Below are 16,570 nucleotides of genomic sequence, written 5' to 3'. Positions count from 1 at the left end.
ATGGAGGAGAGCCTCTATCATCTGCAATTAGATTATCTGCTGTTAGCACGGGAAATGGTGCTGTCCGGACAAGAAGAACAGGCGATGTTTAGCTTGGGATTAACGCCAGAAGCCGTGAGTATTTTGAAAAAATTGCAAGTCCAGCAAATTAGGGAAATCGCACAGCGAGAATGCATGGCTTTTACGCCCAGATTCAATGCCAGCTATTGGGGGCGTTATCTTCAGGTCGATCAGTCAGTGCATGAGGGAGATGCGTGTGATAGCCAGGCGCGTGACTTGTTAATGTTGCTAACGGGATTCGGCAATACAGCATGAGTGCTTGGTACACCTACGAAGACCGGCTCAGAGATCATTATCTTGCCTATCAATTACTGAAGCGGAAACTGCGGCCGACGTTCGTCAAAGCGCATATTAAAACCATCAGCCAGCACGAACTTAAAGCCATACACTACGCCATTCATTTACACGGTCCATCGAACGGACAACTGCCGGTGGTTAAAACCATCCCGGCATCACGCGAGTCGTTTCTCTATCTGACGTTATTCTTGTCCATCTATCAAATCACCAGCAAGGTTGATACCCAATCGCAACTTGACGTGCCTGCTATTTTATTTGCATGGGATTATTTTCATCGAACCTTTGAACACCTTATTCCCGAAGAGCGGCCTTATGGAAAAGTGCGACCCGCCAACTTCAACGAAGCCTGGGTTTTAGCGCAAGGTATGCGTAAAGGACAAGTCGCCTTGAAATATTGCCCCCGCTGTCGACATAATTATTCAGTTTTCTACGAGAGCAAATTCCGGCCGGTTTGCCAATTTTGTGAATTGGCAGATGCAAACGTTAACTCATTTCGCCCAAACACGCCTTAAGTTTGGTCAGCAATTGAATTGAACGATTGACGATTTAGCCTTTTCACTAAGTCCGGCTTCATAGTCATGGCTATCTTGAAAGCCGACATCCAAGATTTTTAAATTCACTGAGAAAAATTTGCATGTGACGACCCCATAGTTGAGTGCGCCAGGACAAGCTGGCAAAGGATAGGGGTTGAAAGTCCTCCACGAGATAAGGTCTAGCCCACCGTCTCGGCCCCGAGTGATGCGCGGTTATTCGTGAGGGTAACCGCTCATGATTAGCTTCAAAGGTCACCGTTTCGAAAAATCATTCATTCTGATTTGCGTCCGGTGGTATCTAGCGTAAACTTTGAGCTATCGAAATATCGCACAGATGATGGTCGACCGTTGCATTTCGGTAGATCACAGCATCATCTACCGTTGAATTCAAAAGTTCGCACCCAAGCTTGAGGCGTTTTTCGGACAAAGTACATAATCCCGGTTGGCAGAACTTGGCGCATGGACGAAACCAATATTAAGGTAAATGGCGACTGGAAGTATTTATATCCGGCTGTCGACCAAGAAGGGTACACCATTGATTTTTTGTTGACCGCACGTCGAGACCGGAAGGTGGCGTTACGTTTCTTTACTAAGGCGATAGGCCTACACGGTCGGCCGGAAAAGGTCACGACCGACAAAAGCGGATCAAACTAGGCAGCCCTGGAATAGACTCAGGAAGATTCCGGTTCAATCATCGACATTCACCAAATCAAATATTTGAACAATATCGTCGAACAGGGTCACCGGGTCATCAAGCTGATTATCCGACCGATGTTCGGTTTATGAATTTTAATTCCGCCAGACGGACCTTTGTGGCATCCAGCTGATGCATATGATCGAAAAGGACAAATGTGCGCTGTCAATGGCGAAGAGCTGACAGTCGCAGACCGATTCTATTCGTTATCCGCTTAATATTGTGGCCATAGTACGCTGATCACCCTTTAAAAATTAACGCAACAGAACCTTGCGCCATACGGCCATGGTATACGCCCCCATTCGATAAAATAACGAGAAGAGGACTTTCATGTCGATACGCAAACACGTGCCGATCGAACAAGCCGAATGGTTGGTACAGCCGCCGGCCTACTGGGTACAACAGCGTTCTGTGGATTGGGCCTGGCGGCCCGGAGAGGGCCACGGTTTCGGTTATTTGCTGATCGACGAACAACACCATGTCGCCAGCCAGGCGCTTTATGCACGCACTGTTATGATGCTGGCTTCGCTGTCTGCGGTGCAGACCCAAAGCCAAGTGATGGTCGAGTTCGATCCGGCCGCCCAGCGTTTACAACTCCACGAATTAGCGATCTGGCGCATGGCCACCGACGGTGCCTGGCAAAAGCGCGAGCCGGTGGCCAAAGAGGCTTTTTTGCTCAGACAGCGCGAGCAGCAGTTCGAGCAGCAAACGCTGAAAGGTTACGTATCACTGGTGGCTTTGCTGGAAGACGTGAGGATTGGCGACGTGATTGATTTGTCCTGGACCCTATTGCCGCGCGAACCGCTGCCGGGTCTGCTGTTCACCGCCCTGCATTTCCTGGCCTGGAGCGTACCGGTGGCGCACTACTGTTTGGCCTTGCGCGTATCTGCCGGCCATGATCTGCGCTGGCGTTTGCATGCGCCGGACGCCGTGCCGGCGCCGAGTGAGACCGCTGAAACGGATGGCGTGAGTTGGTGTTTCGAGCGGCCGCCCATCTTCCAGGCTGAGGGCAATGTGCCGGGCGGGCACTGGACATTTCCGGTGCTGGAAGCCAGCGCCTGGCAGTCTTGGGGCCAGGTCGCGCGCTTTTTCGCCGAATTGTGGGCTGATGCCGCGCAAGACGATTCGGCAAGCGTCGCCGCCGAAGCGCGACATCTGGTCGTCGGCAAAACTCGCGCCGAATCCATAATCGCCGCGCTGCGTTTTGTGCAAAACGATATCCGCTATTTGAGCGTCGATTTCGGCCACGGCGCCGGCATGTTGCCGAACGGCGCCGGCACGGTGTTGAGGCGGCGCTTCGGCGACTGCAAGGATAAGTCGATCTTGTTGGCGGCCATGCTGCGCGAGCTGGGCATCGCGGCGAGGCCGGTATTGGTCGCCAGCGGCTGGCGTGACGGCATCAAACGCTTGATGCCATCCACGGCCTGTTTCAACCATGTGATCGTCGGCTTCGAATTCGACGGCCAACGATATTTTGCCGATCCGACCGTCGTCGGCCAGGGCGGCGATCTGGCGCATCTGAACGCGCTGCCGTTCGGTGCCGGTTTGGCGATCGACCCGACGACGGATGGCTTGCTCGAATTGCCGCCAGCTGGCCTCGCCGAACTGATCCTGACCGAAACATTCATCCTGGACCGGCGAGGGGTTAACGGTGCCGTCGAGCAGTTGCTGGAGGCCACAGGCTGGCTGGCCGACGACATCAGGGCGGCAATCCTGAACCAAGGCCAACGCCAATTTGCTAAACATCGAATCGAGGCCTTGCAGCAGAATTTTCTGGCACTGCAACCAAATCCGGACAGTCTACAGATCAACGACGAAAGCGACGGCAACCGCATCGAATTACGCAGCCGCCACGGCTTGCCGACCTGGGGGCAGGCCGAGCGCAAACCGCCCGACTTTTTCAGCTACGGCGCCCACGGCCTGTTTTTAGCCGTGGAAACCATCGATCCGCACCAGCAACGCGCGCAGCCTTTCCAATTGCGCCATCCGCTGCGGGTCTGCCACAGTGTCGTCGTCCGCGGTAAAGCGGTGAAAAAACAGAAAGCCGGCACCTTCCGCCACGAAGGGCCGGGCTTTCTCTATCAGGCCGATATCCAGTCGCGCCGGCACGAAGTTCGCTTCGATTACCGTTGGGAAAGCACCGCTACAGAAATCCCGGCCGAGCAATGGCCGACCTATTGCCAGCAACGCGCCATTGCGCTGGAACGAGCCGGCGCTTTGGTGCATACCCCGGCTTTTAAACCGGTGGCTGCCACGCTGCGCTTTTTCCCTGTTCTTGCCGTGGTATGCGGTTTGGCGGCCGGCTGGCTTGGCAATGCCGGCAACAACCGTATCGTTCGCGAGGCCGGCGGTATAGAAGCGGCGGGTTCAAAGGCTTTCGAACATGTCAAACGCGGCGAATTCACCCAGGGTTACGAGTTGGCCGCCGCTGTTGTGCCCAATTACCGCAACAATTTCGATTTTCAAATGATGTTTAGCGAAGCCGCAGTCCGCACCGGCCATTTCGCTGAAGCGGAACAGGCGCTTGAGAAGGCGCGCAGTCTGCGGGCCGGCGACATCCTGCCGGAGCAGTTGCAGGCGGCATTATTTGAAGCGCGCGGCCAATTGTCTCAGGCCTTGGAATTATTGAAGCGCTTGGGAAGCCAGGCCGGTGCGCCGGAAAGGGTATATTCCGATTTGGCGCGCATCTCGGAGCGAATGGGCGAATTCGGCGCGGCGCGGACTGCCTGGGAAACGGTGTTGGCGCGGCATCCGGCGGAGCCGGAGGCCTTGTATAGTTTGGCGCGCTTAATGTGGATGGCCGGCGAGCAGGAGCGTGCCGATAAGCTGATCACCGGTGTCATTGCCTCGCAACCCGTGCCCAGCGCGGGGCTGGAGAGCGCCTTAGCGCGCTATTTCTCGGTAACCAGCCGGCCGGCACGCGCCATCGACCCGGCCCGCCGCGCGGCAGAACGCGAACCAGGCGACCCGTATTTAGCCTATAAACATGTCAGGGCACTGATCGAAAGCCGCCGTTACGACGAGGCTTTGGCAGTCGCGATCGGCGTCAACGAAAAATTCCCGAAACAGCCTATGGCCGCCGCGGCCTTGGCTACGGCCGCGGCGATGGCTAACGACAACCTGCGCGCCGAACCGGCGTTTAAAGAATGGGTGGAACTGGCGCCGGACAATCCTGATGCGGTATCGAGCTACGGCTTTTTTCTGCATCGCGTTGGCCGCGATCTGGAGTCGCAAAACGTGCTGGAGCAGGGAACACGCAAATTTCCATCCCACGGCAACCTGTGGCTGAATTACGCGGTAACCCTGGAAGCCCTGGGAGACCCCAACGCCGCCCAAGCCCGCCAACAAGCGTCCCGCCTGATGACCGACGAACAGCGGGCGACATTGGTGAGGTGATGGGGCAATGTTGTTGATTTACTGCTCTTTAAGGGGACTTCTAACTTGGTTTAGCTAGTGATTACGAGTTTCAATCGTTTAAATAACGAACACTGAATCACAGATATCCTGATGTAGACGTTGTAATGTAATTCAGTTTTTAAAAGCCAGGAAACCACCATGCCAAAACAATCGATTAAACCGCACATGACCCTGACCCAACAGATCAACCATGCCTTCTTGGCACCTAAAGGCTACGATGGCTACCGGAATATGCAATCCCATGGCGGGCAAGGTGTTTACGACTCGTACATCCGTCATAGCAAATGTATTGCATCCGGCATTACCCAGCAAAACTTCCAAGTCAGTTTCGTCAGTAAATTCGATAGTGCGGTATAGGCGGCTTGCTTTTTGTACTAGACTCCAGTGAGTCGCAGTTTAGGCGAGGTTTTTAAACTAAGCGGCTAATCGCTTTGATATTTTCTTAAGTCGACTGTAAGAAATCCCCACTAAAGTGGTGACACATTCAATTACCGAACATGGCTGCAATGGATACTATAACTACTAATCAGCAATTCAAGTCGTCCAAACAACTCTACATTGCGACGGATGGATCGTTAAAGTCTTGTATCACCGCACCGTTAATGGAATTGCCTATCGACTTTCGTGAATGGCCAAAATCGGATACGAGTAATGTCTTCTTGTTTAATAACAAACAGCGGGAACTCAGTGAGACGGCGGCATTTCAGGACTACGCCAAGCCTCTACAACCATTTCAGTTAGCTCATTCACTAAAAGCCGGATGAACTGAAAACCAGCAACCAGCAAAATGGCGATTGAAAAAAGTGACGTTAACAAAATCAGTAAAACTTTCATATTGGCCCTGCCTCAAAACCACATAGATGACGAATGCGCATTTTTTCAGTTTCTACCGAAATAACAAGTCGATACGCCGCAACAACCTGTTGCGTGTAGAAAGGAAAAAGACCAAAACTCAAAGCATTAGCTGATTAAGTTCTGGTGAAATATTTTTTAGCATTGCTACCAAGCCAGCGAAATGACTGATCGGCCATCCGTGATGATTACTCCCTATCGCCAACGTATATCGAAACAATGCCAATAGGCTAAAGTAGATGGGCCACCACAAAATAAATAGCGGCAATTTCCAATACGATGGGTAGTAAGAAAAAGTAAGGGGTTTGCTCTTTTACCCTCAACAGAGAATCCCTCACTGGACTTGGCTTGGGTGTAAATGTCCGAGTCGGTTTGGGCACTGTGTAGGGCTGCGAAGTGATAGTACTGCTGATGAAGTAATTGTCATCGTCAAAGATGGAATCAAACAGGTCATCCAACTTTTTTTGGTTGTCGAATAGGCCATTTAAGGCATGTCTATCTATAGTCGCTGCATACATGACACAACCCTCCAATTCGTTTGCTTTGGTAAAAAGCATAAGCCTTTATCAGAGAAAATTCCGTGAAGATTGTCATACACTGCGCAGCTCTGAATCGGTAGGCAGTCAGTTCAAAACTAACGTAAACAAAACGCAGGTTATTTCGGCAGATGTAGGAAACCCTCTTCATCTAAGGGAAAGTAAGGGTTGTAACAGACTTCCCACAGGAAACCATCCGGATCGGCAAAGTAGCCCCTCAATCCGCCCCAAGATGTCTTTTCTGCGTGGCGTATCAATTTACCCCCAGCAGTCACGGCTTCCAGTAGTGTCGCGTCAACGTCAACTTCCGATGCCACGTTGTGAGCCAATGAAAATCCAGGGAAGCCTGAACCCTCAGGGGACACATTCGCATCATCAGCCAGTGAATCGCGACCGAACAGGGCAAAGGCGATACTGCCAACATGGAAAAAAGCGACTTCTGCTTTACTACCAGATGATTCAATCCACCCCAATGCCTTGTAAAAGCGACGACTTTTATCGAGATCAGATACGCCTAAAGTGACAAAACTGATAGTTTGCTTCATGCCTTTTATTTCCTCCCAAGTGATTATCAACAACCCTGCCAGGCTAGACCATTTTACGTCGCAATATGTCAATGCTATTGGCAAACATATGGTACTTGCCGGTAGTATTGCGCCAGTTGCTTATAGACTAAAGGAAAATGCCTGCTCTGTACGTCAGGTGCCGTGAAAAAGTATTCACTAAAAACAGCAAAAAATTCAGCGGGGCTGCTGGCAGCGTAAGGATTCCCACAGGTTCGTTCATAGTGCTGAACATGTTGCTGCAGTGTTCTATAGGCTTCGCTTAACGCCGCAGTCCACTCAGGAATAGGCATCTTGAAATGCAAAGGCGGCATGCCATTACTGCTGCCATCCAGCATATCGAGTTTGTGGGCTATTTCATGAATAATGACGTTATGGCCTTGATGACACTTGCGTATATCCTGTTCAATGTCTGACCATGACAAAATCACTGGCCCTCTCGACCAGGCCTCGCCGCTCAAAAGACGCTCCTGCGGGTGAACTATGCCATATTCATCAACCTGGTCTCGATTAACGAAGAAAGCAGTGGGGTAAATCACAATATCGGTCCATGCTGACAATAAATCCAAGCCTAGATATAGAATCGGCAAACAGGCTTGCGCGGCAACCGTAACCCGCATGTCATCAGTGATGATTATTCCGACACCAATAAACCGCTTTTCGTGAAGAAGCAACGTACTCAGTGAACGCAGGTGCGCCTTCTCTACTGCGCTCAGTCGGTGCAATAGTTCTAACCGTTCGATAACAGCATGCCAGACATTCGGCTTGATGGCATGCCGGTGCAAAATGTAGCGGGTTTTAAAACGCTTGACGAAATTCATATCAAGATAACGGCGCAGACAACGCTAACTAAACAAAGCCGTACTCTTTGATCCTACGTATTCAATATCAACGACCTAAACTGTCTTAGACATTTCAACAGTGTGGCTTGTGTTTGGTGGAACTAACACAAGCCATCCTAAAATAATGAAATCAGTCCACGCTACTCGGCCGGAGAGCCATGATGCCCATCATGATCAGGTAATGTCGCGCTACCATGTTCCTGAATTTGCGCGTCGAACCACTGGTGTAGTGCATTAAGTAAATGCGGATATTCGGTTGAGAAATGGATTTGCCCACCATTCGGTAGTGCTTTGTAGTCGTAGCGGATATCATCAGCTTTTGCTGACTTCATTTGGGCTAAGCCAGGCATATTCGAACCGTGAAAACGTTCGGTCGATGAAAAATCACCTTTTTTATACTCTGCGGCAGTTTGTCGTAAATAGCTTTGTATCAGCTTGACTTGCTGAGTGTTGTCTACAGATTTGGCAATGATATGCATAATGCCGCCGTGCACGGTTTTGGAAAAGGATTCGAGTGCTTGTTGAGTATCGTAGGGCACCAGCTGCGAACTGGCTGGCGTCTTTTCACCTTTTTTTGTGACAACGGATTCCTTCGCCTCAGCCAACCCTATCCAAAGAGAAAGCGCAATCAAGATCAACGTTTTCATGTTCAACCCCCTTTTTAGTGAGGAACCTAGCTTAGACTAATTAGATAGGTGAAGTGTGAAGAATTGATCAGCATTGAATGACAATGACCTTCGATTTCGACATACTGGAACTCAACAGCAAATCCAAAGTGACAATAATTAATGACGGTAAACCCCCGGCTCTGCCGGGGGACTCCCAAAGGTTTGACCTATAAGACAGTCAGCTGGATTCTCTGAGACTTGATCAAAAGTACGGAGAATCCGAAATGAGAGAATATCAGAGTCTGAGTCACACGAGATGGAATTGCAAATATCACGTTGTATTTATCCCGAAGCGAAGACGAAAAGTGATGTTTGGACAATTGCGTAAGCATTTGGGAACGATATTCCATGAGTTGGCGAAGCAAAAGGGTTGCGAGATTGTGGAAGGGCATTTGATGGCGGATCACGTTCATATGTGTCTGAGCATTCCGCCCAAATATGCGGTATCGAATGTTGTAGGCTTTATCAAAGGGAAAAGTGCAATTTCAATTGCCCGGACGTTTCGAGGCAAGAGCAAAAACTTCACGGGCGAAAATTTCTGGGCGAGAGGGTACTTTGTCTCGACAGTGGGTCTTGACGAAGAGATGGTCCGAAATTACATCCGAGAGCAGGAACGAGAAGATGAGCATTACGAGCAGTTGAGCCTTTGGAAAAGTTGATCGCCTTTAGGCGATTCCCGTAGTCCGCCCCTTTGAGGGGCTAACCGTAATAAGCCCCCGGCTTTGCCGGGGGTGATTTAACTAGTTAACGCGCGATTATGAGCAAAAACCCATACCAACAGCCATCCCCGCAAACGCAAGAAGAAGCGTTAACCCTTGCCAAGAGCATTCAACGTCCAGCGCAAACCAAAGAACAAACCAAGTTGATCGCTCAAGGCATCCAGCAGGGCATTGATCTTTACAAACGACAGCAAAAAGAAAAAGCCAGGGAGCTAAACAAACAACGTAAGAAATTGGCCAAACAAAAAGCCACGCAGATCGAGCAGGATGAATCTGAAATACCCGAAATCATAATCTACCAACAACATTGGTTACCTTGGGCATTACTGATAATGACTTGGTTAGGCATTGGTATTTATTATGTCACTGGATAGTTACTCTACTCGCAACCTTCGTGATGATTTGACCAAAGTTGATCCAGATGAAAATACTTGCCGAACTGCATACTGACATCGATCGACGCGTAGAGCTTATTCGTGCTGAACATCCAGCATGGCTTTGTCGTAGTGGTTGCGAGGGTTTTTGACACCGGTTGGCTGAAATTCGGCAGTTAACGACCGCGGAATGGGCTTTGCTTCGAGAAGGGTTCTCGCAATTACCTGAAGCATTACAGCACAGCATCCGTCAAAACGTCATCGCACTGACTGAGCAGCAATCTCGCCCAATTGTTTGTCCGATGTTGAATCAACAAGCAGGCACTTGCCGCGTATATAACTATCGACCCATCGCATGCCGCACTTACGGATTTTATGTGCAACGCGATAAAGGGCTTTACTGCAAAGACATCGAAACGCAAGTAGCCACTGGCGGTTTGGATAACGTAGTGTGGGGTAACCATGACGCCATTGATCAGCGTCTCAAATTTACTGGAGAATCGCGGGAACTTACCGCATCGTTTAGCGATTGGAATATCATGGACAGTGTCGATAGTCGCTAATCTTTCCCGCTTGAGGAGCGCGTATGAACAAACAGGCTACAGATGAACCTATTGACTTTCTGTTGCTCGACGAGGCCGCGAAGACGTTACTGGGATACTACGTCTACCGCAAGTTCCACAATTACCTGTCATCAATCACAACAGCACTTCACCAGCAATATCAAGACGGTCTTAGCGAAGGACTGATCCGATCAACAGCACTCGGGCGCTCTATGCTGTTTGACATTCGGATGCTTGATTACAATCTATTGATCGAAATTATCGGTGTGTACATGTACGTCCTCTCGTGTCACAAAAGCGCGAATTGGCAATTACTGCAACGGTCCGAAGCAAAGCACGTGCTTTACTTGCGTGGCTATGACTTCGAGGCGGCCTTCTCGATTAGCGACGGAATAGCGGGAGGCATCTCGACCATGGATACCGAAGGTTTCACTCTCAAATTGCCCTCGTTGCTGCAACGCAGAATATTCAAAGTGCTTAGCCCCAAAGAAGTTGATTGGGATACGGTGACTGCGGAGCGTTTCTATGATGACTTCGACGCGCTGATTCAATGGATTAATCGACGCCCGGCCGCGGTTTACCTCAATGCGCAGCACTGGAAACAAGGTGTGCTTGAGCTGATCCCGCGAATGGATCATTACATTGTCTACCTGTCATCGCTCACTGAAAGTGCGCTCTGGGAACTCGATCAATTGAACACGGATCAACGCCGCGAACGGGTGACCGTTGTGTTCGACGAAGACGCAATAGCCAAGAAAGAAACGCAACTAGCGACTCAGTCTGCGCTAATGGGACGACTGGGAAAAGCCATCTGGACGAAGCAGGGCAGTCCACCATCTCTAACGGCAGCGCAAGTCCGCAAAGGACTGGCTGAGGTGTTCAAGGTCATGTCTCCCGGCGAATTCGAAGCGAACATCGAAGATGTCAAACGCCATATCGATGAAAGTAGTGCCGAGATCAAACCTGGCGAACGCGAAACTTGGCTTGATTTCGAGTTCTATCCCGCAGTTCAGAGCGAGGATCTAATACGGCTTAAACAGATGTCGCAAATGTTGGAAAAGCTCGTCGAGGCTGGTCAAACGGGTCCGATTGAGTGCTTGCCGCTCTTTGTGGCCCAACTTCAGCTGCGGATTTACCTGACATTGCTGCTTGGTGATCACGCAGCCACAGGTCGAACGCTGGCCGCTTATTCAGCAGTGATGCAGAGTGCATCTGACTACTATACATCGATGGGTGGGGGAGGGGACGCGTTTTCAGAAGAGAACCGTACTCGGTCGCTTGCGATGCTGGATGACCACGGAGGGCTTACCGATTACGCTGGTCGTCGCTTACTTGCCTATGGACGCAGCCATGAGTTCATGAATCAATCAGAACAGGCGAATGCAACGTGGGATGCGATTTTCAACGCCGCTCGGGCAACTGTCGACAAGGTGTTTACTGGATGCCAAAGGTCGTCCGAGTGATGCTGCTATTGGGAACGGTGCGTGATATATGAGAGCTGTTGCTGCGTTTCTCGCCTTTGAAGTGGATGACGATGCTGCTAGCGAATGTGATGCTCATATTTGAATTACCGGATTCAAAGACCGAAATATTTTTAACATTTATCATATAAAACAATGTTCTACATTCTGCCAATTACGTCATTGTGAGCCTTGCAAAGCCTGATTTTATGAGAAGGTGCAATTGAAAAAAGCACATTTTGCGCACACTAAAATCGTCCGTCTCATTCGTTATCACCAGATTGTAAATCCGTTTCAACCCATCCTGTATGTCGTCTGAAAGTTTCTTTTTCGCGCCTATACATACACGTGTTCATTATTTTTGCCTGTACATCTTTAATGAACAGACTAAAATAATGAACAGCGCATTGACTAACAGGTCACCTCACCGTGAAATCACCAGAAATCGAGCTACTCGATAAAGCCATTGAAAAACTCAAACAGAATACGGGCTTCACTATCGAGATAAATGAAACCGACATTGATGCAACCGGCTTTATAGAAACCGGTACGAGCCGTTTGCCGGTCGCAATTGATATGAAAAGGTCAGTCACCAATAGTGTCATTCCCGCACTTAAACATCAATTCACTCAGATGAATGAACATGGGTTACTGGTTGCTCACTATATCAATCCACTGATGGCGGAGCGTCTGAGGGGATTGGATATCTGGTTTATTGATACCGCCGGTAATACCTATATCAACGCGCTGCCTGTCTATGTGTATATAAAAGGTAATAAGCCTTCTGAGACTCAAAAAGTACAACCGACCAATCGGGCTTTTACCCCTATCGGCTTAAAAATAGTCTATGCATTATTATGTCAGCCAAAATTGGTCAATGTCCCTTATCGTGAAATGGCGCAAACGACTACGGCAGCATTAGGGACCGTTGCCTTGGTATTCAGAGATTTGACCAAGTGGGGTTTTATCGTCGACATGGGCTCTCGCGGCCGTCGTTTAAAAAACCGCAAAATTCTATTGGAGCGCTGGCTTATTGCCTATCCGGAACAACTTCGACCCAAACTTGAAACCGGAAGATATCGTGCAACAGACCCGAATTGGTGGCAAACAGTCGATCTGCAGAATACGCAAGCCTACTGGGGGTCTGAAGTTGCCGCTGATAAGCTGACACATTATTTAAAACCCCAAATCATTACGCTTTACGTCATGGAAGAAAGGGCAACCCAATTTAAAATAACAAACAGACTTCGTAAGGACCCTGACGGCGATATTGAAATCCTAAAGACTTTTTGGGATGTGGAAAGCGAATTCAATCAAGCGGATATCGTCAACCCGATACTCGTTTACGCCGACCTGATCGCTAGTGGGGACCCACGAAACATCGAAACCGCACAAATTCTATATGAGCGCGAACTTGCAGAACATTTCCGGGAAGATTAACGAACCGATTCTAGCTATCTACGCTTTAATCGCTGATGTTGCACAACAAAGCAACTTGCCGTTTTTCATCATTGGCGCTACGGCCAGAGATATTATCTTTGAACATCTGCATGGCATCAAAGCCCCTCGAGCGACTAGAGACATCGACTTAGCAGTACAAGTGGCAACCTGGCAAGATTTTGAACAGCTCAAAACTCAGTTGATTGAAACCGGAGAAATGGTCAGTGACAAGATGAGTCAGAGGTTGCGCTACCGTGGCGAAATCCCGATTGATATAGTTCCCTTTGGGGATATTGAAGCAAACGGCAGCATCCTCTGGCCGCCGGAATACGATATAAAAATGACTGTGACGGGGTTTCAGGAAGCCTATAACAACACCCAAGTGATTCGTTTCAGGGAAAACCCACCATTGGACGTTAATGTGGTGACACCGGTTGGTTTGATGGCATTAAAAATCATCGCCTGGAGTGAGCGTTATCCACAAGCATTAAAAGATGCTTTGGATATCGCCTTTATTTTGCGTAACTTTCTCGATGCAGATCATCAATCGCTATTATGGGAAAAACACGATGACCTTATGAAAGAAGAGATCGACTACAGGCAAGTCGGAGCCAGAGTAATGGGCCGGGAAATAGCCAAAATCTTAACGCCCCATAGCAAACAATTGATCAAGGACATTCTGGCCCATGAGACCGGCGATCAGAAAATTTACCGGTTAGCAGAAAATATGATGAGTACACCTGAGCAATTCCAGGAAAATCTCGAATTATTGGATGCGCTATATCGCGGTTTGATTGAAACGCAGCCAGTTCAATCATGAAAAATCTAAAATGTCGGCCAAACGCTCGATCAACTCAGCATCTAAATTTGACTAAAGCGTAAGTCATTAATTTTTTCAAACACGCTTCATCGCAACCATTGCCAAATACCGGCGGGTTTGAAGATTTTCAGTTTTCAGGCCAAAGCCTGTCATTGAACAGCTTGTGATGAAAACTTTTTAAAGTTAATCGTACGTAAGCATACGAAATCGGCCAAATCCGTGCGATAAGCATGCCTGCGAAATTTTTCATTCCTAAGTTCGGCGAATGGCAGCTTTTCGGCAAGCAACTATGAGTCCCCTTTGGCTCGACTCGACCCAAAACCGACATTGACTGGTACAAATTGAATGTCGCAAATTTGCCAAGACCAGGCACTTATTCTGACTTGTGACAAGCCAGAATAAGCTTCCATAGCGGTGCCTGCCGAAACTACTTAATTTCGCTGGCTTTTGCCTTAGTCTTGCCCATTAGATTTGGCGGTGGACCGATGGGATCGAAGTTTTTCAACAACGGCACATCGTCTTTGTTGAGCCATAGCACGTCCATGTTATAGGAGCCTTGCGGTCCCCAGCCGCCGAAGAACTTCTTGCCATCCGGCGTGAACGACCAGCACATGTCTTCACCGGCGGTATTGACGGTGTCGCCAAGGTTTAGCGGCTCTTGCCACTCGCCCTTGGGATTCTGATGCGAAATCCATTCGTCATGTCCGCCGCGCGAACCCATGTCGGTGCGGGTACTGGTGATGATCAGGCTCTTGCCATCCTTCGATAGCCCAGTCCAATGTAAATGATCGCGGTACGGCGAGTTGACGCGTGAACCCAGGCTCTGTGGTTTCTGCCAGGTACCGTTTTTCTTTTCGACCTTCCAAATGTCACTATCTTGGGTGACGCCCGGTTGCTGGTAGCTGAAATAGATCAGACTATCCGAGGCAATAATCGGGCAATGTTCTTCACCGGTTGGCGTGTTAAGGTGCGGCAGTTCCGGCACCTCGTTCCAGGTTTTGGCAGTTTGCCAGACGCCATCGATTTTCTGTACTACATACAGATCGCCAGTCGAAAGATTACCGGGTTGATAGCGTGTAAAGTAAATCGCGTTACCGTCATCGGATAGGCTGGGTTCCAGTTCCCAGGCCTCGGTATTGATGTTCGGACCTACTTTAGGGTCAATGCCCGGTCCCAGATGAATCGGCGTTTGCCACTGGCCATTGACGTTGTGCGCCATCCAGATGTCGAAGCTATAAGGGTTGCCTTTTGATTCGATTACGCCCGGTCGTGTGGAAACGAACAATACGGTTTTGCCGTCGGCACTGTAGGTCATTTCGAATTCAGCAGCATCCGAATTGATTGGAGCGCCTATGCTTTTTGCCAACGAGGGCGCTTGGGCGCTTGCGCCGGACGGCATATCCATGCCAGGCATCCCATTAGAAACTCCGTGCGCCAGTATCAGCATCAGCCCCACAGAACAAGACGTTAGAACCCGGAAGTTCTCTTTCATATACTATCCCCTCATTTAAAATGAATTTTTTAATTTTGTTAAATTAACGCAATAGAACCAGCAACCTGGTTGCGATAATTTTTCCGATCTTGATCTGGGATCAAATAGCTAAACTTTTGCCTCAAGCACCAAATTGGTCGGTGTCATTGCCGCCCGCCTTACTCGGCTGAAGCCTCCTGTATTGAGCACTTCGGTGAGTTTTTTTTGACCGGCCTGGGCGCCCAAGCCCAAACCGACTTCCTGAGACTTGGACGCGGGTACGCAGACCATCGTGGAAAAGGAATAATAAATCTGGCCCAGAGGATGCAGGTTTTCTTCCAGACTGTCGCCAGCAAAGGGCTCGACCAGCATAAAGGTTCCGCTGTCGGACAAGGAGCTTGCAATATGCAGTGCAGCGCCAACAGGGTCGCCCATATCGTGCAGAGCATCGAACATCGTGACAAGATCGTAGTTTTTCCCGGGATAGTGTTTCGCTGTCACGACTTCGAAAATCGTATTGCTGGCGACGCCTTCGGCTCGAGCCCGCTCCCGTGCGTGTTCGATCGACGGTTCGTGAAAATCAAAGCCATGAAAGGTCGAATTTGGGAATGCCTTGGCCATCAGGATCGTCGAAGATCCATGTCCGCAGCCAATATCGGCAACTTTGGCGCCGGCCTCGAGTTTTTCGCGCACGCCATCAAGCGCGGGCAGCCATGAATCGATCAGGTTCATCGCATACATTGGCCGGAAGAAGCGTTCGGTGCCGCAGAACAAACAAGGACTATGATCGCTCCAGGGCAAGCCCTTACCGGAGCGGAAAACTTCAGTCAGTTTGGGTTCATCGACATAGGCAGACATGACTGCCTGGAAGAAGCCTTGCATGCAAGCCGGATGCCCTTCGGCGGCAAAAACGACGGCTTGTTCGGGCGATAATGAAAATCTGCCGGCTGCTGAATCGTAATTCACATACCCCGCCGCCGCGTTGGCAGAAAGCCACTCTCGAAGATAGCGTTCATCCATTCCGGTGCTGTCGGCCAGTTCCTGGCTGGTTGCGGGAGTAATCTCGGCCAAGGCGCTATACAGGTCGAGTTTGTCGCCTATATAGGCTATCAGCAAGCCCAGTGAACCGGCCACATCACCCATCACTTTTCCCTGCAACTGTTCCAGCTTGTTCTCATTAATATCTGTCAAACGTATTGCCATCTCTTATGCCTTCTGTTGTTAAGATCATTGCGAGTAATCTTTTGATCGTTGTGAAATT

General features: G+C 49.6%; 16 protein-coding genes and 1 pseudogene. 11 read left to right on the top strand and 6 right to left on the bottom strand.

Annotated features, from left to right (window positions below; translation table 11 throughout):
* The 5 genes and pseudogenes from ACH5Y9_RS10315 to ACH5Y9_RS10295 all read left to right on the top strand — a co-directional run bounded on the left by ACH5Y9_RS10315 (position 1) and on the right by ACH5Y9_RS10295 (position 5,358).
* Entirely contained in the window at positions 1-315 is a 315-nt protein-coding gene (locus ACH5Y9_RS10315) for a flagellar transcriptional regulator FlhD (protein WP_445369546.1), read from the top strand.
* Positions 312-869 (top strand): FlhC family transcriptional regulator, encoded by a 558-nt coding sequence (locus ACH5Y9_RS10310; protein WP_445369545.1) that lies wholly within the window; start codon positions 312-314, stop codon positions 867-869. Before ACH5Y9_RS10315 ends, ACH5Y9_RS10310 begins: the two co-directional genes overlap by 4 nt.
* A 256-nt stretch (positions 870-1,125) precedes the next feature.
* A pseudogene (locus tag ACH5Y9_RS10305) lies at positions 1,126-1,802 on the top strand (IS6 family transposase).
* Positions 1,803-1,914: 112 nt separating this feature from the next.
* Positions 1,915-4,980: a DUF3857 domain-containing protein gene (locus ACH5Y9_RS10300; protein WP_445369544.1), complete on the top strand. Its 3,066-nt coding sequence runs from the start codon at positions 1,915-1,917 to the stop codon at positions 4,978-4,980.
* 159 nt (positions 4,981-5,139) lie between these two features.
* A complete protein-coding gene (locus tag ACH5Y9_RS10295; RefSeq protein WP_445369543.1) occupies positions 5,140-5,358 on the top strand; it encodes a hypothetical protein in 219 nt (72 codons plus the stop codon).
* 327 nt (positions 5,359-5,685) lie between these two features.
* Here the strand turns inward: ACH5Y9_RS10295 and ACH5Y9_RS10290 are convergent, their stop codons facing one another.
* The 4 genes from ACH5Y9_RS10290 to ACH5Y9_RS10275 all read right to left on the bottom strand — a co-directional run bounded on the left by ACH5Y9_RS10290 (position 5,686) and on the right by ACH5Y9_RS10275 (position 8,441).
* The gene (locus ACH5Y9_RS10290) at positions 5,686-5,835 is read right to left on the bottom strand and encodes a hypothetical protein (protein ID WP_445369542.1); all 150 of its coding nucleotides are present in this window, start codon (positions 5,833-5,835) and stop codon (positions 5,686-5,688) included.
* A gap of 673 nt (positions 5,836-6,508) precedes the next feature.
* Positions 6,509-6,934, bottom strand: coding sequence for a VOC family protein (locus tag ACH5Y9_RS10285; RefSeq protein ID WP_445369541.1), 426 nt, complete (start codon positions 6,932-6,934; stop codon positions 6,509-6,511).
* A 74-nt stretch (positions 6,935-7,008) separates the two neighbouring features.
* On the bottom strand, positions 7,009-7,773 hold the full coding sequence (locus ACH5Y9_RS10280; RefSeq protein ID WP_445369540.1) for a M90 family metallopeptidase: 765 nt from the start codon (positions 7,771-7,773) through the stop codon (positions 7,009-7,011).
* 161 nt (positions 7,774-7,934) lie between these two features.
* Entirely contained in the window at positions 7,935-8,441 is a 507-nt protein-coding gene (locus ACH5Y9_RS10275; RefSeq protein WP_445369539.1) for an aspartate carbamoyltransferase, read from the bottom strand.
* Positions 8,442-8,686: 245 nt separating this feature from the next.
* On the opposite strand from ACH5Y9_RS10275, the gene tnpA reads away from it, so the two are divergent.
* The 6 genes from tnpA to ACH5Y9_RS10245 all read left to right on the top strand — a co-directional run bounded on the left by tnpA (position 8,687) and on the right by ACH5Y9_RS10245 (position 13,838).
* Positions 8,687-9,121, top strand: coding sequence for an IS200/IS605 family transposase (tnpA, locus tag ACH5Y9_RS10270; protein ID WP_445369538.1), 435 nt, complete (start codon positions 8,687-8,689; stop codon positions 9,119-9,121).
* A 98-nt stretch (positions 9,122-9,219) separates the two neighbouring features.
* Positions 9,220-9,555: a DUF2956 domain-containing protein gene (locus ACH5Y9_RS10265; protein ID WP_445369537.1), complete on the top strand. Its 336-nt coding sequence runs from the start codon at positions 9,220-9,222 to the stop codon at positions 9,553-9,555.
* A gap of 377 nt (positions 9,556-9,932) precedes the next feature.
* Positions 9,933-10,118: a hypothetical protein gene (locus ACH5Y9_RS10260; protein WP_445369536.1), complete on the top strand. Its 186-nt coding sequence runs from the start codon at positions 9,933-9,935 to the stop codon at positions 10,116-10,118.
* Positions 10,119-10,141: 23 nt separating this feature from the next.
* Positions 10,142-11,581 (top strand): hypothetical protein, encoded by a 1,440-nt coding sequence (locus ACH5Y9_RS10255; RefSeq protein WP_445369535.1) that lies wholly within the window; start codon positions 10,142-10,144, stop codon positions 11,579-11,581.
* A 426-nt stretch (positions 11,582-12,007) separates the two neighbouring features.
* Entirely contained in the window at positions 12,008-13,018 is a 1,011-nt protein-coding gene (locus tag ACH5Y9_RS10250) for a type IV toxin-antitoxin system AbiEi family antitoxin (RefSeq protein WP_445369534.1), read from the top strand.
* Positions 12,993-13,838, top strand: coding sequence for a nucleotidyl transferase AbiEii/AbiGii toxin family protein (locus ACH5Y9_RS10245; RefSeq protein WP_445369533.1), 846 nt, complete (start codon positions 12,993-12,995; stop codon positions 13,836-13,838). The genes ACH5Y9_RS10250 and ACH5Y9_RS10245 overlap by 26 nt, the downstream gene beginning before the upstream one ends.
* Before the next feature lie 427 nt (positions 13,839-14,265).
* Here ACH5Y9_RS10245 and ACH5Y9_RS10240 read toward each other — a convergent pair whose 3' ends face one another.
* Positions 14,266-15,330, bottom strand: a complete 1,065-nt coding sequence (locus tag ACH5Y9_RS10240; RefSeq protein ID WP_427551198.1) for a TolB family protein — start codon at positions 15,328-15,330, stop codon at positions 14,266-14,268.
* A gap of 108 nt (positions 15,331-15,438) precedes the next feature.
* A complete protein-coding gene (locus ACH5Y9_RS10235; RefSeq protein WP_269021861.1) occupies positions 15,439-16,500 on the bottom strand; it encodes a class I SAM-dependent methyltransferase in 1,062 nt (353 codons plus the stop codon).
* Positions 16,501-16,570 lie beyond the last annotated feature (70 nt).

It is taken from the genome of Methylomonas sp. BW4-1 (assembly GCF_052474385.1).
Note: the sequence above shows the minus strand (reverse complement) of the source record. Positions and strands in the feature narration are given on the sequence as shown.

Excerpts from the sequence above, each read along its gene's own strand:
- ACH5Y9_RS10265 (WP_445369537.1), top strand. The coding sequence starts at position 9,220 with ATGAGCAAAAACCCATACCAACAGCCATCCCCGCAAACGCAAGAAGAA.
- tnpA (WP_445369538.1), top strand. The coding sequence starts at position 8,687 with ATGAGAGAATATCAGAGTCTGAGTCACACGAGATGGAATTGCAAATAT.
- ACH5Y9_RS10285 (WP_445369541.1), bottom strand. The coding sequence starts at position 6,934 with ATGAAGCAAACTATCAGTTTTGTCACTTTAGGCGTATCTGATCTCGAT.
- ACH5Y9_RS10240 (WP_427551198.1), bottom strand. The coding sequence starts at position 15,330 with ATGAAAGAGAACTTCCGGGTTCTAACGTCTTGTTCTGTGGGGCTGATG.
- ACH5Y9_RS10315 (WP_445369546.1), top strand. The coding sequence starts at position 1 with ATGGAGGAGAGCCTCTATCATCTGCAATTAGATTATCTGCTGTTAGCA.
- ACH5Y9_RS10290 (WP_445369542.1), bottom strand. The coding sequence starts at position 5,835 with ATGAAAGTTTTACTGATTTTGTTAACGTCACTTTTTTCAATCGCCATT.
- ACH5Y9_RS10300 (WP_445369544.1), top strand. The coding sequence starts at position 1,915 with ATGTCGATACGCAAACACGTGCCGATCGAACAAGCCGAATGGTTGGTA.
- ACH5Y9_RS10310 (WP_445369545.1), top strand. The coding sequence starts at position 312 with ATGAGTGCTTGGTACACCTACGAAGACCGGCTCAGAGATCATTATCTT.
- ACH5Y9_RS10255 (WP_445369535.1), top strand. The coding sequence starts at position 10,142 with ATGAACAAACAGGCTACAGATGAACCTATTGACTTTCTGTTGCTCGAC.
- ACH5Y9_RS10295 (WP_445369543.1), top strand. The coding sequence starts at position 5,140 with ATGCCAAAACAATCGATTAAACCGCACATGACCCTGACCCAACAGATC.
- ACH5Y9_RS10275 (WP_445369539.1), bottom strand. The coding sequence starts at position 8,441 with ATGAAAACGTTGATCTTGATTGCGCTTTCTCTTTGGATAGGGTTGGCT.
- ACH5Y9_RS10280 (WP_445369540.1), bottom strand. The coding sequence starts at position 7,773 with ATGAATTTCGTCAAGCGTTTTAAAACCCGCTACATTTTGCACCGGCAT.